The organism is Blastococcus sp. SYSU DS0533, assembly GCF_054050775.1.
The window spans coordinates 1-24,342 of the sequence record NZ_JBJGZZ010000009.1; the positions used below are offsets into that span (position 1 = coordinate 1).

The following is a 24,342-nucleotide window of genomic DNA, read 5'->3' on the forward strand; positions in this document are numbered from 1 at the left end:
GCACCCACGCCGCCGCCCACGGCACGCCCCCCCCCCCCCCCCCCCCCCCCCCCCCCCCCCCCCCCCCCCCCCCCCCCCCCCCCCCCCCCCCCCCCCCCCCCCCCCCCCCCGCCACTCGCCGCCGCGCCGAGCGCGACAGCGACGACGTCTTCGACCCGATCGGCCGCAAGGCCGACGTCCACCAGCGGGTGGGCGAGCTGATCTTCGACTCGCTCATGCCCCTGCTGGAGACGCTGTGCGGCGACGGCCCGGGAGCTCAAGCCCCGCGAGCAGAGGCGTTCGCCGCTCCGCCGGCTACCTCGCTCATCCCGGCCGTCGCCGTCCCGGCCGACGCCACGATGCTGCCGCCGTCGGCGCGGCGGGTCCTTCCGCCGGTGCCGCCGCGGAGCCGCACGAGGGGCCTGCCGTCGCCGCGTCGCTGAGCCGTCGGGAGGAGTCGCGCCCTACGCCGGCGGGTCCGCCTGCGCGACTGCCGTCTGGACGAGCGGGGTGACCCGGTCGGCCAGGTAGACGTGCCCCTGGTCGTTCGGTGACACCCCGTCCGCGGCGATGAACCCGGTCTGCTCGGCGAACCAGCCGGCCGCCAGCGGATCGACGAAGGGCACGCCCACGGCTCGGGCAGCGGCTTGCACGGCATCGCGCACAGCGAGCAGGGCGTCGGGTACGTCACCGTCGTCCCACACCGGCCCGATGACCACGACGGACGTATCCGGCGCCTGGGACTGGGCAGCGGCAATCGCCGCCGTCGCATTTTCCCGGACCACGGCGGGCGACTCGTCGAGGTCGTTCCGGCTGCCGAACAGCAGCGTGACGTCCGCATCGGGAACGGGGGTGGATTCGACGAGGTCGAGGAAGTCCTGGCCGGTGGCACCCGCCGCCGCGTAGCCCGACCGGGACACGGCGTTCAACTGCAGTTCCGCGCCCACGCGCTGAGCGACGATGGCCGGCCATCCGGCCGGTCCGAGTCCGCCGGACTCATTGCCTGCGGCATAACCGTCGCCGTAGACAGCGAGCACGGGAGCGGCCTCCTGCTCGACGGGAGGGAGGTCGTCGGTACCGGCGCTGGGCGTCGGGCGGGCCGGCGACGGGATGGAGGACTCGGTCACCCGAGAACCACCGTAGGGGTCAGCAGGCTCGGGGCTCAGCGCCATGGCGCTGAACACCGCGACGTTGCCCGCCACCAGCGCGACGAGCGCGGCCAGGCCCCACCTGGGTGGCCGGTCCAGTCTCCATCCCCGCACGGCCGGAGGGTATCCGCGCGAGGGCCTGAGGCGGCGCCACACACGTCAGTCGAGCCTCATCTGTGACCCGTCGAGGACCCGTACGACCAACGCGGCCGGGTGACGGACCTCTCCGGATCCGCAGTCCTCTGAGCACTCAGCGTGACGACACGAGTCGCTGGTACTGTCTCCATTCCGCCTGGCGGGTTAACGGACAGCTCGCCCGTTGCACGGAAGCACACGCAGGGTGATCATCGTCGACATGACGCCTCGCACACGCCACGTCTTGGGTCCTGCGGGCCGTGCGTGCTCGCTCTGCGGCAACAGCGAGGTCGTGCTCGTGGAGTCCCGCAACGTCCGGCGCTTCCGGCACCGCCTCAACCCGTCGTGGGACCCGCACGCTCGCCTGTTCGAGACGTGCAGCAACTGCGGCGCGCGCTCCGAGGTCCGGTACGAGGACGTCGCAGCGGCTAGCTGAGTCCTGTTCCAGGCGCTTCGGCCTCTCTCGAGAAGCCGGGGCGGCACGGTCGCGGAGCTCAGCCGTGGGGCGAGCGGGGTGGCTGTGACGCACGCGCCCGCCCGGCGCAACACCTCGCCGTTCTCCGTCCTCTGCGGCGCTTCGCGCTCCTACGCTTCGGGGCATGCCCTGTCCTTCCTGCGGGGCGACGGCTACGCGCACGCAGATCCTGACCGGCTACTGGCGGTGCGACGCCGACGTCCGCATCGAGCAGCTCGTCCCCGCCGGCGCGGAGTCCGTGACAGTTCCGTCACCCGGCGAAACGCACCGCTGCGGCACCGTCTACATCCAGACCCGCGACGAGGACGGCGCCACCTGCCGCTGCGGTGAGCCCGCCGTCGGCGAGTGCACCGAGTGCACCCACGCCGTCTGCGCCGACCACTCCGACCTCTGGCAGGGCTGGCGCGTCTGCGATCGCGACCTGGCCAACGCCCGCCTGCGCGCCCGCGCCGCCGCCGTCGCCGAGGAGAAGCGCCGCGCGGAGGAGGCCGCCGCCGCGGAGGCCGAGCGGCTCCGGCAGCGCACCACCCTGCTCGAGCTGGCCGACGAGGACGCGCTCTGGCTGCTCTACGCCCGCGACGAGCGGCGCACCGAGCAGCAGGTCCGCTCGGCGGTCCACGTGCTCCGCCGGCTCACCGCCGTCCAGTTCACCGACGCCTGCCTCTACCTGCTCCCCTACGCCCGCGAGCCCGAGACCCGGCGCACCCGCCTCACCCGGCTCACCGGGTGGGCCTTCGAGGGCTCCGGGTACCACGGCCGCTCCTGGTTCTTGACCCGCAAGGGCGAGTGGCACCGCGGCGGGCCGCTCGGCGAGGAGCGCCGGCGCTGGAAGGACGTCCGCTTCGACGACGTCGAGAAGCGCGCCGTCATCGACGAGATGGCCTGGCAGCAGTCGATCGACAGCGGCCTGGTCTGACTGCGGCTTCCGCCCAGAAGGTCAGGTCACCCGGACGGCGTCGGCCGCAAGTTGCTCCTGGTACCAGGCGTAGGTCTGCTCCAGCCCGTCCCGCAGGTCGATCTCGGCCCGCCACCCCAGGTCGTGGATCTTCGACACGTCCAGGAGCTTGCGGGGGGTGCCGTCGGGCTTCGACGGGTCGAACTCCAGGCGTCCCCGGTACCCGACGATGTCGGCGACGAGCTCGGCCAGCTCACGGATCGACAGATCGGCGCCCACTCCGACGTTGATCGGCGCCGGGTCGTCGTAGTTCTCGAGCAGGAACAAGCACGCGCGCGCCAGGTCGTCCACGTGCAGGAACTCCCGCAAGGGCGAACCCGTCCCCCACACTGTGACAGCCGGCGCGTCGGCGAGTGCGGCCTCGTGGAACCGGCGGATGAGCCCAGGGAGGACGTGGGAGTTCTGTGGGTGGAAGTTGTCGCCCGGCCCGTACAGGTTCGTGGGCATCGCGGAGATGTAGTGCAGGCCGTACTGGCGGCGCAGCGCCTGCACGTGCAGCACACCGGCGATCTTCGCGATCGCATAGGCGTCGTTGGTTTGCTCGAGCGGCCCGGTGAGCAAGCTGTCCTCACGGATGGGCTGGGGGGCCAGCCTCGGGTAGATGCAACTGGAGCCGAGGAAGAGCAGGTGCGCCGCGCCGTGCCGGGCGGCCGCGTCCAGCACGTTGACCTGCATGCGCAGGTTGTCGGAGATGAAGTCCGCCGGGTAGGTGCTGTTGGCCAGGATGCCTCCCACCTTCGCCGCCGCCATCACCACCACGGCCGGCCGCTCCCGGGCGAAGAAGTCCTCGACCGATTCCTCGTTCCGCAGGTCGAGCTCGGTAGACGTACAGGTCAGCAGGCGCGTGAAGCCCTCGTTCCGGAGGTGCCTGAGCACAGCACCCCCGACGAGCCCCCGGTGCCCGGCGATGAACGTCGGCGCACCCCTGTCGAGCGATGCGACTCGCATAATCCGTCCTCCCCGCGGCCTTCGTGCCTAGGCTAGCCGCGACGAGAGCACGGTCGGCCACGGAGTCGACGGTGCCGGATGGGAGCTTTCGTGGCGAAGTCTGCCTTGATCACGGGAATCACCGGCCAGGATGGCTCGTACCTGGCAGAGCTGCTTCTGAGCAAGGGTTACGAGGTGCACGGCCTCATCCGGCGCTCGTCCTCGTTCAACACGGAGCGCCTCGACGGCATCTACCAGGGCCCGCACATCCCCGACCGGCGGCTGATCCTGCACTACGGCGACCTGATCGACGGCGTCACGCTGACCAACGTCCTGCGCGACATCAACCCCGACGAGGTCTACAACCTCGGAGCGCAGTCGCACGTGCGCGTCTCCTTCGACCAGCCGGTCTTCACCGGCGACGTCACAGGGTTGGCCGCCATGCGCCTGCTGGAGGCAGTGCGCGCCGCGCGCGTGCGCACGAAGATCTACCAGGCGTCCTCGTCGGAGATGTTCGGGGCCACACCTCCGCCGCAGTCCGAGGACACCCCCTTGCACCCGCGCAGCCCCTACGGCATCGCCAAGGTCTACGCCTACTGGGCCACCCGCAACTACCGGGAGGCGTACGACTCCTTCGCGGTGAACGGCATCCTCTTCAACCACGAGTCCCCCCGCCGGGGCGGCACCTTCGTGACGCGCAAGGTCACCCGCGCGGTCGCGCGCATCCAGGCCGGCCTGCAGGACAAGCTCTACCTGGGCAATCTGGATGCCGTCCGCGACTGGGGTTACGCCCCCGAGTACGTCGAGGGGATGTGGCGGATGCTCCAGCACAGCGAGCCGCAGGACTTCGTGCTGGCCACCGGCACCGCGTACTCGGTGCGGGACTTCGTGCGGATGGCGTTCGAGCACGTCGGTCTGGAGTGGGAGGAGTACGTGCGCCACGACGAGCGCTATGAACGGCCCAGCGAGGTCGACGCCCTGGTCGGTGACTACAGCAAGGCCAAGCAGCTGCTGGGCTGGGAGCCGAAGGTCCTGACGCCGGAGCTGGTCAAGATCATGGTCGACGCCGACATCAAGCTCCTCGACGACGAGCGTTCCGGCCGCCTGGTCCGGATCGACTCCTGACGGCGCACCTGCTCAGTCGGGTGCCCACGAACGGGACCGTTCGCCCGACCGCAGCCAGGCAACCGTTCTGCGGATGCCCTCCTGGAGGCTGATCGGCTGCTCGATCCTGAGCGCCGCGAAGGTCGGGTCCATGGGGACCACGTAGTCCTGCGTCATGCTCGCCAGCCGCGAGGATGTCAGCGGCGCACGCACGCCGGCCCGCGAAGCGAGGTCTCCCACCCGAGCCAGCGCAGCCAGCGCAGCCAGCGGGACGCGCCGCGCCGGCCGGCCCAGCAGCTCCTGGGAGAACCCGTCGACCCAGTCATCGAGGACCAGGGGGGCGTCACCGAGGTAGAGGGTTCGGTGCCCGACGCGGTCGTCGCCGAGCGTCGCACACCGGATGAACTGGTCGGCGACGTTCTCCACGTACCCGTAGGAGCGCCGCACGACGGGGCGGGACGGGTGCAGGTACAGGCCCCGTTCCAGCACTCGCCAGAACTCGACGGGGTAGCGCGGGTGCCACGGGCCCCAGATGTTCGTCGGGCGGGTGATCACCCAGCTCAAACCGTTCGCCGCCCGGACGACGTCCTCACTGATCGCCTTGCTCCGCCCGTACGTGGTGTGCGGGTCGTAGAGGTCGTCGGTGACCGGGTCCCGCCCGGGGCGGAGCACGAACTGGGTGGAGGTGTGCACCAGGCGGGCCCCCGGGACGTGCTGCGTCATGGCCTCGACGACGTTGCGCGTGCCGTCCACGTTGACGGCGTAGCCGGCCAGGTCGTCGGAGAGCGTGTCGGTGCGGGCGGCGAGGTGGATCACCGCGTGCGGCCGGTGCTCGGCGACCAACGCCCCGACCGCCTCGGCGTCGAGCACGTCCCCCTGGCGCCAGACGTCGTCGTCCACCGCCAGGTTGGGCCGGACGAGGTCGAGGTTGACCACCTCGTGGCCCTCGGTGCGCAGGGCACGAACGAGCGTCGTTCCGATGAACCCCGAGCCCCCCGTGACCACGAACCGCCGTGCCGTCGTCTCAGGCATTGCTGACCTCCTCCAGGACCGCGGTCATCCGCCGCTGGAACCGTTCGATCGTGTGCCGCTCCTCGAAGCGGCGGCGAGCGGCGACCCCCATGCCGGCCCGTAGCTCGCGGTCCGCCAGGAGCTCGCGGATCGCGCGCACCCACCCGTCGACATCGTCGGGGTCCACCAGCCGGCCCGTGACCCCGTCCTCCACGAGGTCGGGCAGCGCGCGCCAGCGCGACGCCACGACCGGGACCCCGGTTGCCATCGCCTCGATGACGACCAGTGGCGAGGTCTCGGAGTGGAACCGTGTCGGGAAGCAGAAGAGGGTCGTCTCCCGCAGCGCCCGCCATTTGTCCTCACCGCTCAGCACGCCGGTGAACTCCACGTCGACACCCGCGCGCTCGGCGGCGGCCGTCAACTCCGCCCGGTAGGCCGGACTCTCGGGCTCCCCCACCAGACGCAGCCGGTGGGCGACCCCCTCGGCATGCAGTCGCCGGGAGATCTCGACCAGCCGGCCGGCGCCCTTGCCGGGGCAGATCAGCCCCATGAAGGTCAGCACGGGCGTGCCACCCTGCGGCCGGTCCTCGTGCACGCCGGGCGGCGCGGCCACGCCGTTCTCGACGATGACCGTTCGCCGGGCGCCCAGGGCCCGGCCCTCGTCCGGGGCCGACGGGGAGAGGAGCACCGCCACGTCCGGCCGGCCGAGGGCCCACCGGACCGCACGGCGCAGCATCGGGTTCATCGCGGCCAGGCTCTCGGTGAGCCCCGAGGCGTGGAAGTGGTAGACGGTCGACCGGAACAGGTGACGGGTCGTCCCGAGGATCACCGCGTCCCGGAGGATGGGCAGCAGCCCATGGCCGCTCGGCGGGTAGTAGAGCACGGCAGCCCGGTCGACGAGCCGCCGGACGGTGATCCGCACGATCACCGAGCCGACCTCGACCGCCTTGCCGATCGACCACGATCCCGTGCTGCTCAGCGACCGGGAGAAGTTCATGCGCACGTGCGCGTACCGGAGGTCGTCCGGCTCACCCTCCAGCAGCGCGGCCACCATGACCGCCTGCCCGCCCAGCGGCGGCGGCACCTGACCGACGACGAGGACGGCCCTGGTCCGCCCCGCCGCCGTCCAGCTCACCGCCCCCGCCAGTCGCGGAGGGCGCGCAGCAGGAAGTGCACGTTGCCGTACAGGTAGCGGCGCCAGAGGCGGCCCGGCTCCTCGAGCAGCCGGAACGCCCACTCCAGGCCCATCCGGCTCAGGAAGGCGGGCGCCGCCGCTTTGCGGCCCGCGGAGAAGTCGAACGCCGCCCCGACGGCGACCGTCGTGCAACCGGTGGCCCGGGCCAGGTGTACGGCCTCCACGTCCTGGCGAGGGGTGCCGATCGCGACCCAGACGATGTGCGGCGCAGCGGCGGACACCACCCGGGCGAACTCCGCCCGGTCGGCGTCGTCGAACTCGCGGAAAGGAGGCGCGTACGTTCCCACGACCTCCACCCCCGGGTACCTCGACGCGATCCGCTGCTCGAGCCGCGCAAGCAGGTCAGCGTCGCCGCCGAAGAAGAAGTGCCGCACCCCCTCGGCTCGGCCCGCGTCGAGGCAGCGCTCGAACAGGTCAGGACCACGGACCTGCTCCGCGTCTGAGTGCCCCCGCCGACGTAGGTACGCCGACAGCGGCTTGCCGTCGATGAAGTTGACGCCCTCACCGGTGAGCAGCCGGGTGTAGGAGGGCGAGGACGACGCGCAGTAGAGGGTGTACGCGTTGATCAGACGGAAGGACGTCGCCGACTTCGCCAGCGCAGTACGGAGGACGAGGTGCACCGCCCGGTCCATGTCGCCGGTCCACAGCGGCACGCCGGAGAACGAGGCAGCCACGGCGAAGACGGTACGTCACCGACCCCCAGAATTCGTCACTCAGCGTGAGGAGGCCGAAGACCGGTCGGGCGGCAACCTCCCAAGGAGGGATACGCCCGTGCCGACCACGGTCGTCCGGGGCTCACTCGGGGATGATCGGCACCGCCAGCAGCTGCCCGCCGGCAGGGAAGGATGGGCAGCGCCGCGACGGCACGAGGAATCGACGGCCCGAGGAGTGGACACCGAGATGGACCCCATCGCCCTGCGCCGCCGCATCGCGACGACGAGGCTCGCCACATTGGCGGCCCTGCCCGTGCGCGTCTCCGCCGTCGCCCGGCACGACGCCCGCGTCCTCGGTCGCAGCGCCCGGTGGCTGCTCACCTCGCGTGAGCACACCAACTTCACCTACCACCTCACCCCGCGGAACCTGGAGCACCTCGCGTGGTGGACCGCACAGCTCACCGGAACCGGGGTGGCACAGAACCGCGGCTGGATCGCCGAGGCGCTGGAGGATCCAGAGCTGCGTGCGCACGTCCAGCGGGAGACCGCCCGTAGCTCCCGGCGCAGGCTGGCCGACCTGGACGTCCGGCTCGGACGACGTCTCGGTTGGTACGCGATCGTCCGGGCGCTGCGGCCCGAGCACGTCGTCGAGACCGGCACCGACAAGGGGCTCGGATCGGTCGTGCTGGCCGCCGCCCTGCTGCGCAACGGCCGGGGCAGGCTCACCACCGTGGACATCAACCCCGAGAGCGGTTACCTCATCGCCGGCCCGTACGCCCAGGTCGTCGACCGCGTGGTCGCCGACTCCGTGGAGACGCTGCGGTCGCTCGAGCGGCCCGTCGACGTCTTCCTCCACGACAGCTGGCACACGTTCGAGTACGAGACGGCCGAGCTCGACGCCGTCGCACCGCGGTTGCGGGACACCTCCGTGGTGCTGTCCGACAACGCGCACGACAGCGACGCCCTCAGCGCCTGGGCCGAACGCACGGGACGCCGGTTCACTTTCTTCCGCGAGGAACCGCTCGAGCACTGGGATCCCGGTGCCGGGATCGGTGCGGCGTGGAGCCCGGAGCCCGTCGGGCAGGGCTGACGTGTCAGCCGGAGGCCTCCGGGCCCGGGTCCCGGCCCCGATCGTCGTCGCCTTGTTCCTGGCCGCGACCATCGACATCTTCCGCGTCGTCCCGGTCGCAGGGACGACGGGACTGGGCATGGTCACAGCTGCGGCGGCGCTCGTCGTCGTGCTGCTGGGACTCACCCTCGTGCGCCCGGACAACGTCGCCTTCCGCCAGTCCCCTGCGGTCGAGCCCTTGCTCCCGGCCGGTCGGCTCCCGTCGGCCCTGTGGCTCTTCCTGGCCTGGGCACTGTTGTCCCTGGCCGTCAACGGGACGGGGATCCAGGGCCTCCAGAACCTGAGCGTGTACGCACTGTTCGTGGTGGGCGCCGCGGCCACCGCGGCCGGCTCCTCGGCGGGAACCGCTGCTCTGACGGTTCGCCTGACCGCGGCACTGGGCGTCGCCATCACACTCGTCTACCTCGCCGGGGTGGTCCTTCAGGGCCTGGGCGCCAACGTCGTCTACGGGCCGCGGTCCTACGCCCTCGTCGCCCTCGTGCTCATGGCTCCTGCCGTGCCACTCCCCCGCGACACCCCGTGGCGGTTCCTCCAGTGGTCGCCCTACCTGGTCCTCGTGGGCCTTGCCGCCAGTCTGTCGCGCACGGCGGGTGCAGCCGCCCTGCTGATCCTCCTCGGCCGGGTGGTCCGGGGCCGCCGGCGGGGTCGGCTCCTGCGTGCCTCGCTCGCCCTGGTGGCCGCGATGGTGGTCGCCGTCTGGGCGGTTGTGTCGGTCCCCACGCTCAACGACCGGGTCTTCGGCGGAGACCGGGCGCTCGAGGTCGGGGACGTGGCCATCAACACCGAAGGCCGGATCGAGTTCTGGGGCCACCTGGTCGACGGCATCCCGGATGCCGCGATCCTCGGCCACGGGCCTGGCTCGTCGTCCGATCTGCTGGTGACGAAGAACCCGGAGCAGAACCAGCCACACAACGACTACCTCCGCCTGCTCTACGACTACGGCGCCGTCGGGCTGGCCTTGTGGTGCGTGGGCTACGCGCAACTGCTGGTGCGCTGCTGGCGGCGGGCGCGCGCGAAGACCCCGGATCGGGCCGCGGTGCACTACGGCGCCGCGCTCGCCCTGGTTGCGGTGGCCCTGTCGATGCTCACCGACAACGCGATCATCTACCCGTTCGTCATGGCTCCGTTGGGCGTTCTGGTCGGGGTGTCACTGGCCGGCGCGCCACCAGCGGACGCCGGGGCATCCCGCAGCGGCACCGCCCACCAGCTCGACGTGCGGCAGCGCCGCTGATCCGTCGGGCCCGTCAGAGGGCGAGGGGGCGCTCCGGCCGACTCTTCGCCGCACGGACCACCGACCACCACAGCGCGGCAGCGGTGAGGGCAGACGCGACCAGCACGCCGACGGCCAGGCCGACGACCCCGTAGCCGACGGCGAGCACGCCGCCGAGCACGAGACCGGGCAGCCCCACGGCGCGGCCGGTCAGCAGGGCCGGGACCTGCCGCCGCGTCTTGAGGACGAAGTTGGCCGGCACGGTGAGGACGGCTACCACCGACTGGACGGCGACCAGGACGAAGAGGGCGCTGGACGCATCCGCATTGGGACCGAAAACCGCCGTGAGCGCCGCCTCCGGGAGGGCCGCCAGCAGCACGGCGTAGGCCGTCAGCACCCCGCCGAGCACGGCGGCTGCCAGCCCGACCGTCCGCAGCCCGCTGCGGGGGTCGGCCAGGACCCGGTGCGACGAGGACACCGTGAGCGCCGTGTGCCCGGTGGCCGCGAGGAAGTTGAGCAACCCCAGCTCGCTCAGCACGAGGCGGTAGCTGCCGAGCTCGCCGAGCGACACGTACACCGCCGCGACGAGGAGCAGGGCCTGTGCGGCGCCCACACCCAGCAGGAAGTCGGCCAGGAACCCGGCCTTGACGCGCGTCTCGTAGCGACCCCAGCCCAGCCGGCATCCCGCGACCACCCGGCGCACCTGCGCCGGGAGCAGCAGGGCCACACCGGCCAGCCCCGACCACAGCGCGTACGCCAGCCACCAGGCGGCCACGTCGGTCGTGCCCCGGACCATGAGGACGACGAGGGTGCCCAGCGTGCCGACCGTCCACACGGTGTCGTAGACGAGGGTCCACCCCAGCCGGTGCAGCGCCAGCGTGACCGCACGCATCGTGTCACCGAGCAGCAGCGCGACCAGACCCACCAGCAGCCAGACCGCCGTCGCGAGGCTCAGCGCCCCGGCCACGGCCACGTAGCCGGCCACCGCGGCGCCGAAGACGAGGGCCGTTCCGGCGCTGCCGGTGACGGCCCGCCCGAGGAGGCCGCGCGCGGCCTCGCCGCGCACCACGCCGGAGCGGACCGACGGGATGAACAGGTCCGAGGACACCGCCCGCAGGCTGCCCATGGCCAGGAAGTAGCCGGCGAGGAAGACCCCGATCAGCCCGTAGTCCGCCGCCGGCAGTTCGCGGCCCGCCAGCAACAGGAAGCCGAAGTTGCCCGCGGTCGCGATCGCGTGGTCCAGCGTCACGAGTGTCCCGGCGGACCTGGCTCGCCGCAGTCCCCGTGACAGCCGCTCTCCCGGCTTGGTCAGGGACACAGCAGTCGGCGCTCCCCGGGCAGATCCGGCCGGCCGCAGGCGGCGCCGATCGCAGCGGCCGGAAGCGGGCGGCCCCAGGTCATCGGGTCGTGCGCTCGGCCAGCAGGATGCCCACGAGCCGGATGTGCAGGGCCTCGAAGGTGCGCAGGGTACGCAACAGCGGTCGTCGTCGCGTTCGGCCCGGTGCCACCACGAGGACCACCCCGTCGCTCGCCGCAGCGAGCGCCTCGGCGTCCGGGCGCCGGGTCAGCGGAGGTGCGGCGACGAGCACGAAGTCGTACCGCTCGGCCAGGCCCGCCAGCAACGCCGCCAGCCCGGGCCCGTGCAGCAAGGCCGAGTCCGGAGGTCCGCCGTGTCCCCGGAGAACGGGTACGGTTCCGTGCACCCCCGCCAGGGCCGCCTCCGGCCGGACCTCGCCACGCAGCACCGCGACCAGGTCGGCGCGGCGACCGGCGTCCGTTCGGTCGTCCTCCGTAGGCCGCTCGGGCCCGCCCGCGGCAGTGTCCACCACGACGACCCGGGCGCCGCCGGCTGCCAGCACCCCTCCGAGGTCGCCGCACAGGCTGGAGACGTCGACCGTCGCATCGACCCCCGCGATCGTCACCGTCATCCCGGCCCCCGTGCCCGTGTCCGCCGAAGTCAGCAGGTGCAGCCGAACGGAGCGCAGAGCGTCCCACCGGTCGAAGCCCTCTTCCCCACGGCGTCGCGACGACCGGCCGCGGGGCGCGGGCACGGTGCCCAGGTGGAGAACCCCCAGCGCAGCCACCTCCTGGCCATCCTGGACCGTCTCGTCCAGGGCAGCCCGCAACAGGGACAAGCCGATCCCGGCCACCAGCCCGGCCAGAGCACCCGCGGTCACGAGGAGGGCGATTCCAGGGCCGGCGGGGGACGTCGGGACGGACGCCGGCTGGATGGTCGTGACATCGACGGCCTGCACCGGGCCGGCCGGTGACCTCTCCAACGAGGGGAGCAGCTGTGCGAACTCCTCGCCGACCGCATCGGCGATCTGCTGCGCCCGCACGGCGGAGGAGTCCTGGACCTGCACCTCGAGCAGCACGGTGTCGGCCGGGACCGAGACCGTGATCATGGCTGCCACCTGCTCACCCGTGAAGTCCAGGCCGAGCGAGTCGGCGACCCGCCGTCCCAGCGCCGGGCTGGCGACCACAGCGGCGTAGGACTGCATCCGCTGCTGCAGGTACAGGGTGTCCTGCCGGCTCGTCCCCTCGGCGGTCTCGGTCACGCTGAGGAACAGCTCCGATTCGGAGATGTACCGATCGGCGCGGATCGCCCCGTAGGCCGCTGCCAACGCCGCCCCCGCGAGGACGCAGGCGAGGACCAGCGGGACGCTCCGCCGGACAGCACTGACCAGCTGGCGGAACGTCACTGTCGGATCCTCTCCTCATGGCTTCGGCGGGCCGACCGACGACCCGGGTGCGCGCCGCTCGACCACGTTGCCGGCCGTGCTCAGCCGGTGCCGCGAGAGGATCCTCGCGCACTCGGTGGCACAGACCGCCGCCCGACCGGCTGACCTGACTCAAAGTAGGCGAACGAGCGCGGTCGGTCGCGTCCGCTACTACATGATGCGGATGTCGTCACGCACCGCGATCGGCGCGTCGACAACGTGAGGCGAGTCTCACCCGTCCGTGCGTGCGAACCATTGTCTCGCACAAATCTGAACGCCTATGTTCCGCAGGCGGCCCGCGCCGAACGCGACGCTGAACTGCAGCGATGCCCGCCTGACACAGACGTCCGGCTCCTCTCGGCGCATCTCCACCCACTGAAAGTCGAGACATCTGTGTCTTCCGCCCTGCTCCCGTCACGGGAACGCCCCGCTGTCACCCGATCGGCGTCGGCCCTCCTCCTGCTGGTCATCGCATCCCTTCTCACCGTCGGTATGCCGACGGCGTGGGCGGCCCCGGGGGACGCTGCGCCGGCCGACTTCGACGGTGACGGAGCCACCGACATCGGTGTCTTCCGCGACAGCACGGGGCTGTTCGACGTCGCCGGCCAGCAACCCCGTTTCTGGGGCGCCGAAGGGGACGTCAACGTCTCCGCCGACTACGACGGCGACGGCACCACCGAGGTGGCCGTCTACCGGCCCTCGACGGCCCAGTGGTTCGTCCAGGACGGAGACATCTCCTGGTGGGGCGAGCAGGGTGACGTGCCCGTCCCGGCCGACTACGACGGCGACGGCTCGGCCGACGTGGCGGTCTACCGCCCGTCGACCGGCCAGTGGTTCGCCCAGACCGGCCTCGTGGACTGGTGGGGCGCCGAGGGCGACATCGCTCTCCCGGCCGACTACGACAACGACGGCGCGGCGGACCTCGCGGTCTACCGGCCGTCGACGGGCCAGTGGTTCGTCCAGGGCGCGGACCCGACGTGGTGGGGCGAGGCCGGCGACGTGCCCGTGCCGGCCGACTACGACGGTGACGGCTCGACGGACGTGGCCGTCTTCCGGCCTGCGACCGGCCAGTGGTTCGTCCAGGACGGACTGATCGACTGGTGGGGCGCCGACGGCGACATCGCGGTGCCCGCCGACTACGACGGCAACGGCTCCGCCGACCTGGCGGTGTTCCGCCCCGCGACCGGCCAGTGGTTTGCGCAGGGCCAGGACACCGTGTGGCTCGGCCAGGACGGCGACCAGCTGCTCCCCGCGCGCCCCACCCTCGCCGTCGGCGGCTCCGAGCCCCCCGTGGACACCGAGGCCCCGGCCTCGCCGACCGCGCTCGACGCCGTCCTCGGCGACAGCACCGTCACCCTCTCCTGGGACGCCGTCCCCGCCGACGACCTGGCCGGCTACGTCGTCCACCGCACCACGGCCGGCGCCGACCCGCTGGTCGTGAGCGGCGACTCGCCGGTGACCGGCACCTCCTTCACCGACGCCGCGGCCGTTCTCGACGTCGCCGCCACCTACTCGGTGACGGCGATCGACACCGCGGGCAACGAGTCCGCCCCGTCCGCGGACGCGCTCGCGACGGCGGTCGACGCCGACGTCGTCGTCGCCGCTGACGGCAGCGGCGACGCGACCACGGTGCAGGCCGGCATCGACCTGATCGCCAACAACGCCGACCACCGGAGCGACCCGAAGGTCGTGCTCGTCCAGCCGGGCACCTACGAGGGCGTGGTCAGCTCCGGCAACCGGTACGGCGTCTCCGTGATCGGCGCGACCCTGGACCCGACGGACACGGTCATCACCGCGAGCGGGACCGGGACCAACCCCACCGTGTCGCTGTCCGGCAACGAGTGGGCGCTGAAGAACCTGACGGTGGCCAACACCAACGGCACCGCCGCCGGCACCGCGGCCACCGCGCTCAAGGTGAACTCCGGTGACAAGGACGTGTTCGACAACGTCCGGTTCCTCGGCAACAAGCAGACGCTGCAGCTGTCGACGGCGAACACCACCACCTACACCCGCATGTACTTCTCGAACGCCTACATCGAGGGCGGGCAGGACATCATCCTGGGCCGCGCGGTCGCGGTGTTCGAGGACTCCACCATCCACGTCCTCGACCAGCCGGGCGCGAGCATCACCGACTCCGCCGTCGACGCCGCGCACCCGTACGGCTTCCTGATCACGGGGAGCACCATCGAGACCGACGGCAGCGGCATCTACCTCGGCCGCCCGTACCCGGCGCACACCACCGCCCAGGCGCAGGTGACGATCCGGGAGACCGAGCTCGACGAGGGCATCAACGTCGCCCAGCCCTGGAAGGACTGGAACGCCACCACGCCGTGGACCGGCGCCCGCTTCTCCGAGTACCAGAACACCGGCCCGGGCGCGACCGTCAACGACAACCGCCCCCAGCTGACCGACGAGCAGGCCCCGCAGTACACCAAGGCCGCGTACCTCGCCGGCACCGACGGCTGGAACCCGACCGGCCAGACGCTGCCGGGCGACCCGGTGGACACCACCGCGCCGGCCGCTCCTGCCGACCTCACCGCCACGGGCACCGACGGCGCGGTCGAGCTGACCTGGACCGAGAACGGCGAGGCCGACCTCGCGGGCTACGACCTGTACCGCTCCACCACCTCGCCGGTCGCCCTGACCGCCGAGAACCTGGTCGGTGACGACCTCGTGGGTGCGAGCTTCACCGACCGGGGCGTGGTCAGCGGCACCGAGTACCACTACGTGCTCGTCGCCGTGGACCAGGCCGGCAACGCGTCCCCTGCCTCGGCGGAGGTCGCCGCGACCCCGACCGGTGAGGTCCTGCCGCCGCACGACGTGCTGGTGGCCCAGGACGGCACGGGCGACTACGCCACCGTGCAGGCGGCCATCACCGCCGCCGGCTCCGCCGGGACGGCCGCCGACCCGCTGGTCATCGCGATCAAGCCGGGCACCTACCGGGAGCTCGTCAGCATCAACGCCGACTACGTCAGCCTGATCGGCACCACCGGTACGGCCACCGACGTCGTCCTCACCTACGACAACGCGGCCGGCACGATCAACCCGGCCACGGGATCGGCCTACGGCACGGGGAACAGCCAGTCCGTGCTGGTCAAGGGCGACGACGTCACGGTCGCCGACCTGACCATCGAGAACGCCTTCGACGAGGCGGCCGCGACCTTCAACGACAAGCAGGCGGTCGCGCTGCACACCTCCGGTGACCGGCTGGTGTTCGACAACGTCCGGCTGCTCGGCAACCAGGACACCCTGCTGGTCAACTCCGGCGACGCCAACGTCGTGGCCCGGTCCTACTTCGTGGACAGCTACGTCGAGGGCGACGTGGACTTCATCTTCGGTCGCGGCACCGCCGTCTTCGACCGGAGCACCATCCACGCGCTCAGCCGCGGCAGCAGCTCGAACAACGGCTACCTGACCGCTGCCAGCACCGCCGACTCCACCCCGTACGGCTTCCTGATCACGAACAGCACGGTGACCAGCGACGCCCCGGCGGGCACCTTCCACCTCGGCCGGCCGTGGCGCGGCTGGTCGGACGACTACACGAAGAACGGCGTCGAGATGCCGAACTCGCGTGGTCAGGTGACCATCCGGAACACCGAGCTGCCGGCCGCCATCGACACGGTGCAGCCGTGGGTGGACATGTCCCCCAACCTGTGGACCGACGGCCGGTTCTCCGAGTACGAGAACACCGGCGCCGGCGCCACGGTCAACGAGAACCGGCCGCAGCTGTCCGCCGCCGAGGCCGCCAACCGCACCACGTGGGACTACCTCGCCGGCTCCGACGGCTGGAACCCCACCGGCGAGCCGAAGCCGGACCAGGGCGACGTCACCGCCCCGGCCGCTCCTGCCGGGCTGACCGCCACCGCCGGGACGAGCGCCACCGAGCTGTCCTGGACGGCGAGCGGCGAGGCCGATCTGGCCGGCTACCGCGTCTACCGGGCCACCGGCGACACGGTCGAGGCCACCGCGGGGAACCTGCTCACCACCGAGCTGCTGACCACGCCGGCCTACACCGACGGGGCGCTCGCGCCGGGCGTCGGGTACACCTACGCGGTCACCTCCGTCGACACCGCCGGCAACGAGTCGGCGGCGTCCGACCCGGTGACGGTGACCTCGGCGGGGCAGCCGCTGCCCGCGCACGACCTGCTCGTCGCCCAGGACGGCTCCGGTGACTTCACCACCGTCCAGGCGGCCGTCGACGCCGCCGGCACGACCGGCACGGCCGCCGACCCGGTCGTGATCGCGATCCGCCCGGGCACCTACCGCGAGGTCGTCGCGATGCCGCGCGACTTCGTGGAGCTGATCGGCACCACCGGCAACGCCGAGGACGTCGTGATCACCTACGACAACGCCGCCGGCACCCCCAAGCCGGACGGTTCGGGGACGTACGGCAGCTCCGGCAGCGCCACGGTGCTGATCAAGGGCAGCGACATCACCGTCCGCGATCTGACGTTCGAGAACTCCTTCGACGAGGCGTCCTCGACGCTGACCGCCCAGCAGGCCCTGGCGGTGAAGACGCAGGGCGACCGCCTGGTGTTCGACAACGTCCGGTTCCTCGGCGACCAGGACACGCTGATGGTCGACTCCCCGTCCAAGGGGGTGCAGGCCCGGTCGTACTTCGTGGACTCCTACGTGGAGGGCGACGTCGACTTCATCTTCGGCCGCGGCACCGCCGTCTTCGACCGGAGCACGATCTTCGCCTCGACCCGCGGCAGCAGCTCGAACAACGGCTACCTGACCGCCTCCAGCATCGACATCTCCCTCCCCCACGGGATCCTCATCACCGACAGCACGGTGGAGAGCGACGCCCCGGCCGAGACCTTCTACCTGGGCCGGCCGTGGCACCCCAGCGGTGACGTGAACGCCATCGCGCAGGTGGTCATCCGCGACACCGAGCTGCCCGCGGCGATCAAGTCCGCGCCGTGGACGGACATGAGCGGGTTCTCGTGGGAGGACGCCCGGTTCTTCGAGTACCAGAACACCGGCCCGGGCGCCGGGGTCAACGAGAACCGGCCCCAGCTGACCGCCGCTCAGGCCGAGCAGTTCACGAAGTGGGACTACCTGGCCGGCAACGACGGCTGGAACCCCACCGGTGAGGAGGAGCCGCCGCCGTCGGACACCACCGCCCCGGCAGCGCCGGCCGCCCTCACCGCCGAGGTGGCGCCGGGCACGGTGACGCTGGACTGGGCCGACAGCGCCGAGTCCGACGCCGCCGGGTACGTCGTGTACCGCGCGCTCAGCGAGAACGGCACCTACGCCCGGCTGACCGGCGACCCGATCACGGCCTCGACCTACGTGGACAACACCGTCCCCGTCGGCTCGACCGGGTACTACCGGGTGACGGCGCTCGACGTCACGGGCAACGAGTCCACGGCGGCCACGGTCAGCGCGACCGTGACCGAGGGCAGCGGGGAGACCCGCCCGCTCAGCGTCTTCGTCGTCGGTGACTCGACCGCGTCGGTCTACCAGACCAACGAGGCGCCGCGGACCGGCTGGGGCCAGGCGCTGGGCCTGTTCACCACCGAGAACGCGACGGTGGTCGACTACGCCAAGTCCGGGGCCAGCTCGAAGGACTACTACGACAGCGGCCTGTTCAACCGGACGCTGGCGGAGATCCAGCCGGGTGACTACCTGCTCATCTCCTTCGGTCACAACGACGAGAAGAGCGACGACCCGACCCGGTACACCGACCCGTACGGCACGTACCAGGAGTACCTGCAGAAGTACATCGACGGTGCGCGGGCAGCGGGGGCGACCCCGGTGCTGGTGACCCCGGTCGAGCGCCGCCGGTTCACGGAGGACGGGGTGGCCAAGACCACGCACGGGGAGTACCCCGCCGCGATGCGGGCGCTGGCCGCCGAGCAGGGCGTCGCGGTGGTCGACCTGACCGCCATGAGCATCGACCTGTGGAACGAGCTCGGACCGGAAGGGACGAAGGACTACTTCCTCCACGTCGAGCCGGGCGAGTTCCCCAACTACCCCGACGGGCGCGTGGACGACACCCACTTCCAGGCACGGGGCGCGATCGAGCTGGCTCGCATCATCGCCACGTCCCTGGCCGAGCAGGGCATCCTGCCGGCGGGTGGCGACTACTTCCAGCGGCTGGACGACGCGGTCGCCGACGAGGAGATCGTGTGGCCGGCGAAGCGCCCGATCTGATCGCGCACTGACGGACCGAGCACCGTCTCCACCGACCCGTCACCCCCTGCGGTTCCCGCCGCAGGGGGTGACGGCCGTCCGGGGGTGCTGCGCCACCCACCGAGGACCCGCCGCTCCCGGAGTCGATGTGCGGCCCCTCGGAATCCGGGGCGGCGGGTCACTCAGGCAGCCGGGCGACCGGCCAGGTCGTCCGCAGCGCTCGCACGGAGGGACGTCCGCCTTCCCGGCCGGTGCAGCGGCGGGGGCACGACCGCTGCGCCGCCCGCCCCGCGGCGGGCTGACCACCCCCGTGCGCGGTCAGCCCGCCGTGGCGGAGCGGTGCGCTCGCCACCCTCCGGGAGGGAGCCCCGACGGCTTCCGGTACCTCATCGAGACCGAGCCCTGGAACGGCCTCCGGACGCCGGCCAACTCCTACATGAACGGCGACCCGCCTGGCGGGCCGTACCTGCACGACACCGACCTCGCCGTCCCCATCTGCAGGTGACGGGCTGACCCGGCCGGCGGGCCGGCTCACCCACCGGCGCCCGGCACCGCGTAGCCCTCGCGCACCAGCCGGTCGTGCACCGACTGGGGCATCGTGGAGCAGTCACGCTCGCCGGCCGGCTGCTCGTGCGCGAAGCCGGGGACGCCCAGGTCGGCGGAGAGCTGGTAGCCGCCGTTGCGGGAGAACCACTCGGGCGCCAGCGCGGTGGCCCGGTTGAAGGTGTCGTAGCTGGTGTGCCGGCCCGCGGCCAGCGCCTCGGTGAAGTCCATGCCACCGTGCGCGCCGCGGCGGACGTGCGACGGGGACGGCAGCAACCCCACCAGCATCGCGGCCTGGTCGAGCTCCAGGTAGCTCGGCGGCTGACCGAACCAGTACCAGGAGGCGGCGCAGATGCCGAACAACGCCGGCCCGAACTGGGCGTAGTTCAGGTACAGCTCCATGATGCGGGCGTCGCTGAGCAGGGCGGACATGTGCGTGGCGACGACGGCCTCGACGGCCTTCCGCCACGCCGAGTGGCTGCCGTCGAGGTAGAGGTTCTTGGCCAGTTGCTGCGGGATCGTCGAGCCGCTCGTGTCCTCCCCGCCCTCCAGGTACGTGATGGCACGGTCGACGAAGTCCGAGACGTCGAACGGGCCGGACCGGTAGGGCAGCTCGTCGTCCTCCTGGCTGAGCGCGATCACGATGAGGTTGCGGCTGACGTGCTCGATGTCCACGAAGCCGCCGTGGGTGTACCCGGGTGACTGCTCCATGAAGGCGCTCGACTCCGGGGTGCGCCAGGTCAGACTCCCGATGCCCGCGCAGAGCACCAGTTCCACGAGCAGGCCCGCCGCGCCGACGAGCGCCACCAGCCGCCGGAACCGGCGCGGACGGGGCTTCCCCGGTGTCGTCACGGCCGTGCTCATGCGCCCGGCCGCCTCGACGTCGGGCCGCCGGCCACCAGCCCCAGCAGCTGCGCGGCGGTCCCCCGCTCACCCGGGCGGACCGCGAGCGCGCGGCCGACGGCGGCTCCGAGCCCGCCGGCCACGGTGCCCGGGGCGAGGCGGAATCCGATCAGCGCCCGGTAGTACTCGCGGTCGGTGAGCACACCCGCCGGGTCGATCGGGTGCCGCCCGGCCAGCATGCGCAGCACCACCAGGCCCCAGGAGAAGAGGTCGGCCGCCGGCCCGATCGGGAGGTCGACCCGGAAGTGCTCGGGGCTGGCGTAGCCACGCGTGCCCAGCCGGGCCCCCATGGTGACCGTGGCGTCGTCGTCCGCGCCGTCGTCACGCCCGGCCCCGAAGTCGACGAGGAAGGCCCTGGCCCCGTCGACCAGCAGGTTGGCCGGCTTGACGTCGCCGTGGACCACACCGGCCGCGTGCACCGCATCCAGCGCCCGCAGGACCTCTGCGGCGGGGTTCTCGACGACGCCCTGGCCGAGGCGCCCCCCGCTCCGGTGCAGCACCTCGGTCAGTGGCGCCCCGGGCAGCCGGCTCTGCACGTACCAGGCGGCCTCGGCCTGCAGGTCCGCCTGGTAGACCACCGCCAGCCGGGCGTCGCGGACCCGGCCGGTCAGGGCGACCTCCTGCTCGAATGCCCGCCGAGCCGCGACCGTGCTGCCCGCGGGCAGCCGCTTGACGACGACGGGGACGCCGCCGGGGTGGAGGGAGCCGGCAAAGACGTCGCAGCCCTGCCCGCCGGGCGGGAACCGGTGCAGCAGCCGGGCCGGGCCGATGCAGTGGGGGTCCTCCGGCCGCAGGGGGAGGACGGTGCGGCCACCGAGGAGCAGACCGTCGGCGCCGGGCGGCCGCAGAGACGGGTGCCGGGACGGGCACGGGGTGGGGGAGGAGCCGGCCATGGGGTGTCACCTCCAGGTGCCCCGACCCGTCGTCAGGGCTCACCCGGAACGGTTCGCCGGGCGACGGTTCGGCGGCAGCGGCTCGGGAGACCCATTTCGCGCTCCTGGACGGCGCGTTCGCTGACCGTCGGGCCCACTCCGCGAGGGAGGTTCCGCGCCGGGGGCGCGACGGCAGGGAGGACGGTTCCACCGCGCCGGCCGCGAGAAGTGGTCAGATTTCTCCCCTGGTGCTCGCCGCCGGCGCTGAGGATGCTGCCGGGGTGCATCCGCCGCCCCCGCGCTCCGACCATGCGGTCGACCAGCACGGCACCGAACCGCGCGTCGAGGTCAACCCCCGCACGCGCAGCCGCGTCGACACGGTCACCGTCGAGGCCCTCTACGCCCTGCAGGACCACCTGCTCCAGCGCCGCGCCGTGGCCCGCCTGGCCGTCGTCGTGGCGTGGCTCGTGCTCGCCCTGGCCACCACCTCCGGGGGTGCGGCGTGGGCGTGGGGGTTGCCCGGGCTCGCCGGCACCGCCCTGTCGCTCCTCCACGCCCAGCGCCGGTGGGTCGCCTGGGCCCGGGAGCGCAGTGCCCCGCGGATGCAGCGCGCCATCGACGCCGTCTTCCCGTTCGTCACGCAGCCCCACGTGAACGTCGTCGGGGTCCTGGAGTGCCTCGGGGTGCTCTCCCTCGGCCTCGGGACGGGCTGGCCCGGCGACGTGTTCGCGGACGCCGACGTGCCCGGCACCCGATCCACCGCGGCGCTGCTGCTGTCCGTGCTGCTCACCTCGGTCGCGAAGAACCTGGTGGCCCAGCCGCTGGCCTGGAACGTGCAGCCGGTGCGGCGGCGGGGGTGGGACCTCGTGCGCTGGCTGATCCCTCTGCCCTTCTTCGCGCTGTTCGCCGTGCTGCTCCTGGCGGTGCCGGCCGAGGAGGGGTACCGGGTGCTGGTCCTGACCGCCGCCGCGGTCGGCTACGCGGCCGCCGTCCACGAGGGGCAGACCCTCGACCGCTGGGCCGTCCTGCTGCGCCGCAGCGCGACCCGGGCCGCCGTCATCGCGCAGGATGAGGACGCCATCCGGCTGCACTCCGCGGCCAAGAACCCGGCGAAGGCGCTGGCCCTCGACAACCTGGCCCGCATCGAGGACGTCGAGATCCGCCGCGCCGTGGCCGACCTCGTGCTGCGGGTGTCCGACGCCGTGGACCAGGTGCGGTACGGACGCCCGGACGGTCTGCGCAACGCGAGCGAGGTCGTCGCGGCCCTCGCCCGGTCCCTCGCGCCCACCGGCGAACGCCGGATCCGCGTGGCGGCGGATCTCGAGCCCGAACCGCTCATGGGGCACGACTCGGTCTTCGTGGCCGCCCTGACCTCCGACCTCGTCACGAACGCTCTCGACCGGCGCAGCCCGGAGATCGTCGTCCGCCTGTCCTCGGCGCCCACCGGCGCGCACGAGCTGATCACGCTCGAGGTGACGTGCGCGTGCGGCGCGGACGGCTTCGACATCGGCGACGACGGCTCACTGGCCTTCGCCCGCGCCTGGGTGCGCCGGTACAACGGCGACCTCGTCGTCCGCGCCGACGGACCGGGCGCGCACTCGACGATCGCCACGTGGCCCACGCGCGTGCGGGCCGGCGCGCTCCCGCCCGACCAGCTCGTCGCCTTCCCGCCCGGCGCCGCGGGCGACCCGCCGGCCGCCGGCGCCCCGGAGCCCGGCCGGGGCTCAGCGCCCCACCCCACCGACGACGTGCAGGCAGGCCTGAGATGACCGCGGCGACCCCCGCCATCGACATCCTCTACATCGACGACCAGAGCCTCCTGCTCTCCCCCGACCGCCTCTTCGCGCCGCACCGGCTCCTCCCCCTGGACAGCACCGCGTCCCTGGCCGAGTTCCTCGACGGCCGGATCGACCCGAAGCTGCCGCAGGCGGCGGGGCTGGACCCGCGGCTGGCGCTCGTGGACCTCGACCTCGGGGCCGACCGGCCCGGGGGCATCACCGCGCTGCGGTTGCTGGCCGACTCGCCCCTGGCGGACATCCCGGTCGCCGTCGTCAGCGCCGACACCCACCACCACCGCGACCTCTACCCGGTCCTGGCCGCCGAGGCCCTGGGGCGGCCGCTCCTGCTGGCCACCAAGGACTCCGACAGCCTCGCGGCGCTCGCCGCGTTCGCGAGCCGGATAGCGGCCAACCCGCCCCGGGTCCTGCGCGACGACGTCCCACACCCGGGCCTGAAGCTCATCGAGCCGGTGACCGTCACCGGCCCGTCCAGCACCTCCCGCCCGCGGACCCTCACCCAGGCGCTCTTCGGCCTCCCGTGGCTCCCGCCGCTGTGGCAGCAGCTGGCGGAGGGCGCGGCTTGGGACAAGGCGTGCCGGCGGGCGACCACGACGCCCGAGAAGGCGCGCCAGCGGCTCGGGCCGCTGGTCGCCGCGATCGAGCTGCGCGGCGGCAGCATCAGCGACCTCGGGGGGCGGCTCGACCTGGCCGCCGCCGAGCACGAGTGGGACACGGGGGCCTTCCGCCAGCAGATCCTCCGCTTCTCCTCCCGCTACCAGCGGGTGCTGGCCGACCCGCACATCCACGAGGTGGCGGGGTACGTGCTGGCGCGCCGGTCGTGATGGAGGCCCTGACGGCGGCCGCCTGGGTCAGCGCCCCGCTCGAGTGGCCCGCCTGGGCGCTCGCCGTCGCGTTGTTCGCGGTGACCCCGGGCATGCACGCACTCCTCTCGCTGGTGGCCGAGCGTCGTCTCGTCCGCCCGCGCGACGACTACGCGGCGGTGCTCGTCGGCGATCCCCTGCTCGCACTGGCCGGCGGCCTCGCGGCCAGTGCGTACGCCGGACCGGTGCCCTGGGCGAGGTCCTGGTGGGCGGTGGCCGCCGCCGTCGCGATCGGCTGGACCTACGGCGCCGCCCAGCTCCGCCAGGAGGTGTCGACGGGCCGGTACCTGCGGGTGCAGGCGTTCGCGCCCAGCAAGCTGTGGCACCAGTTCGCCGTCTACCCGCTCGTGGGGCTGTGGCTCACCGGGGCGGTCGTCTCCGCGCTCGCCGCCCGGCCGGTGAACGCCGCGCTGGTGGCCGGGGCCGCCGCCTGCATCGCCTGCTGGGCGGCGACGACGGTCCATGCGGTCCGGCACCCCAAGCTCGGGCACGGGGGGTTCGACTGGCGGCGCGGCCGGCCGGTCCCCGTCGGGCTCGCCGAAGGCCGGCCCGTCGTGCTCCCACCGTGAGCCTGAGACGCGGGAGG

17 protein-coding genes are annotated in these 24,342 nt (G+C 72.9%); 8 read left to right on the forward strand and 9 right to left on the reverse strand.

What is annotated here, in order from left to right; genetic code table 11:
• Positions 1-443 precede the first annotated feature (443 nt).
• The gene (locus ACI79W_RS12220; protein WP_456562351.1) at positions 444-1,181 is read right to left on the reverse strand and encodes an SGNH/GDSL hydrolase family protein; all 738 of its coding nucleotides are present in this window, start codon (positions 1,179-1,181) and stop codon (positions 444-446) included.
• A gap of 680 nt (positions 1,182-1,861) precedes the next feature.
• Between ACI79W_RS12220 and ACI79W_RS12225 the strand changes: the two genes are divergently transcribed.
• Entirely contained in the window at positions 1,862-2,653 is a 792-nt protein-coding gene (locus ACI79W_RS12225; protein WP_456562352.1) for a hypothetical protein, read from the forward strand.
• Between the two features lie 21 nt (positions 2,654-2,674).
• On the opposite strand, the gene ACI79W_RS12230 is transcribed toward ACI79W_RS12225, so the two are convergent.
• Positions 2,675-3,640 carry a GDP-L-fucose synthase family protein gene (locus ACI79W_RS12230; protein ID WP_456562353.1) on the reverse strand — a complete coding sequence of 322 codons (966 nt, stop codon included), beginning with the start codon at positions 3,638-3,640 and terminating at the stop codon, positions 2,675-2,677.
• Between the two features lie 90 nt (positions 3,641-3,730).
• On the opposite strand from ACI79W_RS12230, the gene gmd reads away from it, so the two are divergent.
• The gene (gene gmd, locus ACI79W_RS12235; RefSeq protein WP_456562354.1) at positions 3,731-4,744 is read left to right on the forward strand and encodes a GDP-mannose 4,6-dehydratase; all 1,014 of its coding nucleotides are present in this window, start codon (positions 3,731-3,733) and stop codon (positions 4,742-4,744) included.
• Positions 4,745-4,756: 12 nt separating this feature from the next.
• Here gmd and ACI79W_RS12240 read toward each other — a convergent pair whose 3' ends face one another.
• From ACI79W_RS12240 to ACI79W_RS12250, 3 genes are read right to left on the reverse strand one after another with little or no spacing between them, the layout of a single operon-like run.
• Positions 4,757-5,755, reverse strand: coding sequence for an NAD-dependent epimerase/dehydratase family protein (locus ACI79W_RS12240; protein WP_456562355.1), 999 nt, complete (start codon positions 5,753-5,755; stop codon positions 4,757-4,759).
• Positions 5,748-6,869 carry a glycosyltransferase family 4 protein gene (locus tag ACI79W_RS12245; RefSeq protein ID WP_456562356.1) on the reverse strand — a complete coding sequence of 374 codons (1,122 nt, stop codon included), beginning with the start codon at positions 6,867-6,869 and terminating at the stop codon, positions 5,748-5,750. Before ACI79W_RS12245 ends, ACI79W_RS12240 begins: the two co-directional genes overlap by 8 nt.
• Positions 6,866-7,603 (reverse strand): WecB/TagA/CpsF family glycosyltransferase, encoded by a 738-nt coding sequence (locus ACI79W_RS12250; RefSeq protein ID WP_456562357.1) that lies wholly within the window; start codon positions 7,601-7,603, stop codon positions 6,866-6,868. Before ACI79W_RS12250 ends, ACI79W_RS12245 begins: the two co-directional genes overlap by 4 nt.
• Before the next feature lie 226 nt (positions 7,604-7,829).
• Between ACI79W_RS12250 and ACI79W_RS12255 the strand changes: the two genes are divergently transcribed.
• Together ACI79W_RS12255 and ACI79W_RS12260 are read left to right on the forward strand one after the other, a co-directional pair.
• The gene (locus ACI79W_RS12255) at positions 7,830-8,672 is read left to right on the forward strand and encodes a class I SAM-dependent methyltransferase (protein WP_456562358.1); all 843 of its coding nucleotides are present in this window, start codon (positions 7,830-7,832) and stop codon (positions 8,670-8,672) included.
• Position 8,673: 1 nt separating this feature from the next.
• On the forward strand, positions 8,674-9,942 hold the full coding sequence (locus ACI79W_RS12260; RefSeq protein WP_456562359.1) for an O-antigen ligase family protein: 1,269 nt from the start codon (positions 8,674-8,676) through the stop codon (positions 9,940-9,942).
• Between the two features lie 13 nt (positions 9,943-9,955).
• Here ACI79W_RS12260 and ACI79W_RS12265 read toward each other — a convergent pair whose 3' ends face one another.
• Entirely contained in the window at positions 9,956-11,170 is a 1,215-nt protein-coding gene (locus ACI79W_RS12265) for a hypothetical protein (protein ID WP_456562360.1), read from the reverse strand.
• 148 nt (positions 11,171-11,318) lie between these two features.
• Positions 11,319-12,623, reverse strand: coding sequence for a hypothetical protein (locus ACI79W_RS12270; protein ID WP_456562361.1), 1,305 nt, complete (start codon positions 12,621-12,623; stop codon positions 11,319-11,321).
• A gap of 510 nt (positions 12,624-13,133) precedes the next feature.
• On the opposite strand from ACI79W_RS12270, the gene ACI79W_RS12275 reads away from it, so the two are divergent.
• Positions 13,134-18,800: a pectinesterase family protein gene (locus tag ACI79W_RS12275; RefSeq protein ID WP_456562362.1), complete on the forward strand. Its 5,667-nt coding sequence runs from the start codon at positions 13,134-13,136 to the stop codon at positions 18,798-18,800.
• A gap of 510 nt (positions 18,801-19,310) precedes the next feature.
• Here the strand turns inward: ACI79W_RS12275 and ACI79W_RS12280 are convergent.
• Positions 19,311-20,186 carry a transglycosylase domain-containing protein gene (locus tag ACI79W_RS12280; protein ID WP_456562363.1) on the reverse strand — a complete coding sequence of 292 codons (876 nt, stop codon included), beginning with the start codon at positions 20,184-20,186 and terminating at the stop codon, positions 19,311-19,313.
• Positions 20,183-21,118, reverse strand: coding sequence for a protein kinase domain-containing protein (locus ACI79W_RS12285; protein WP_456562364.1), 936 nt, complete (start codon positions 21,116-21,118; stop codon positions 20,183-20,185). Before ACI79W_RS12285 ends, ACI79W_RS12280 begins: the two co-directional genes overlap by 4 nt.
• A gap of 260 nt (positions 21,119-21,378) precedes the next feature.
• Here ACI79W_RS12285 and ACI79W_RS12290 point away from each other — a divergent pair, with 260 nt between their 5' ends.
• The 3 genes from ACI79W_RS12290 to ACI79W_RS12300 are packed head-to-tail and all read left to right on the forward strand — an operon-like array spanning position 21,379 to position 24,325.
• Positions 21,379-22,866 (forward strand): hypothetical protein, encoded by a 1,488-nt coding sequence (locus ACI79W_RS12290; RefSeq protein WP_456562365.1) that lies wholly within the window; start codon positions 21,379-21,381, stop codon positions 22,864-22,866.
• Positions 22,863-23,717 carry a hypothetical protein gene (locus ACI79W_RS12295; protein ID WP_456562366.1) on the forward strand — a complete coding sequence of 285 codons (855 nt, stop codon included), beginning with the start codon at positions 22,863-22,865 and terminating at the stop codon, positions 23,715-23,717. The genes ACI79W_RS12290 and ACI79W_RS12295 overlap by 4 nt, the downstream gene beginning before the upstream one ends.
• The gene (locus tag ACI79W_RS12300) at positions 23,717-24,325 is read left to right on the forward strand and encodes a hypothetical protein (protein WP_456562367.1); all 609 of its coding nucleotides are present in this window, start codon (positions 23,717-23,719) and stop codon (positions 24,323-24,325) included. Before ACI79W_RS12295 ends, ACI79W_RS12300 begins: the two co-directional genes overlap by 1 nt.
• The last annotated feature ends 17 nt before the right edge of the window (positions 24,326-24,342 follow it).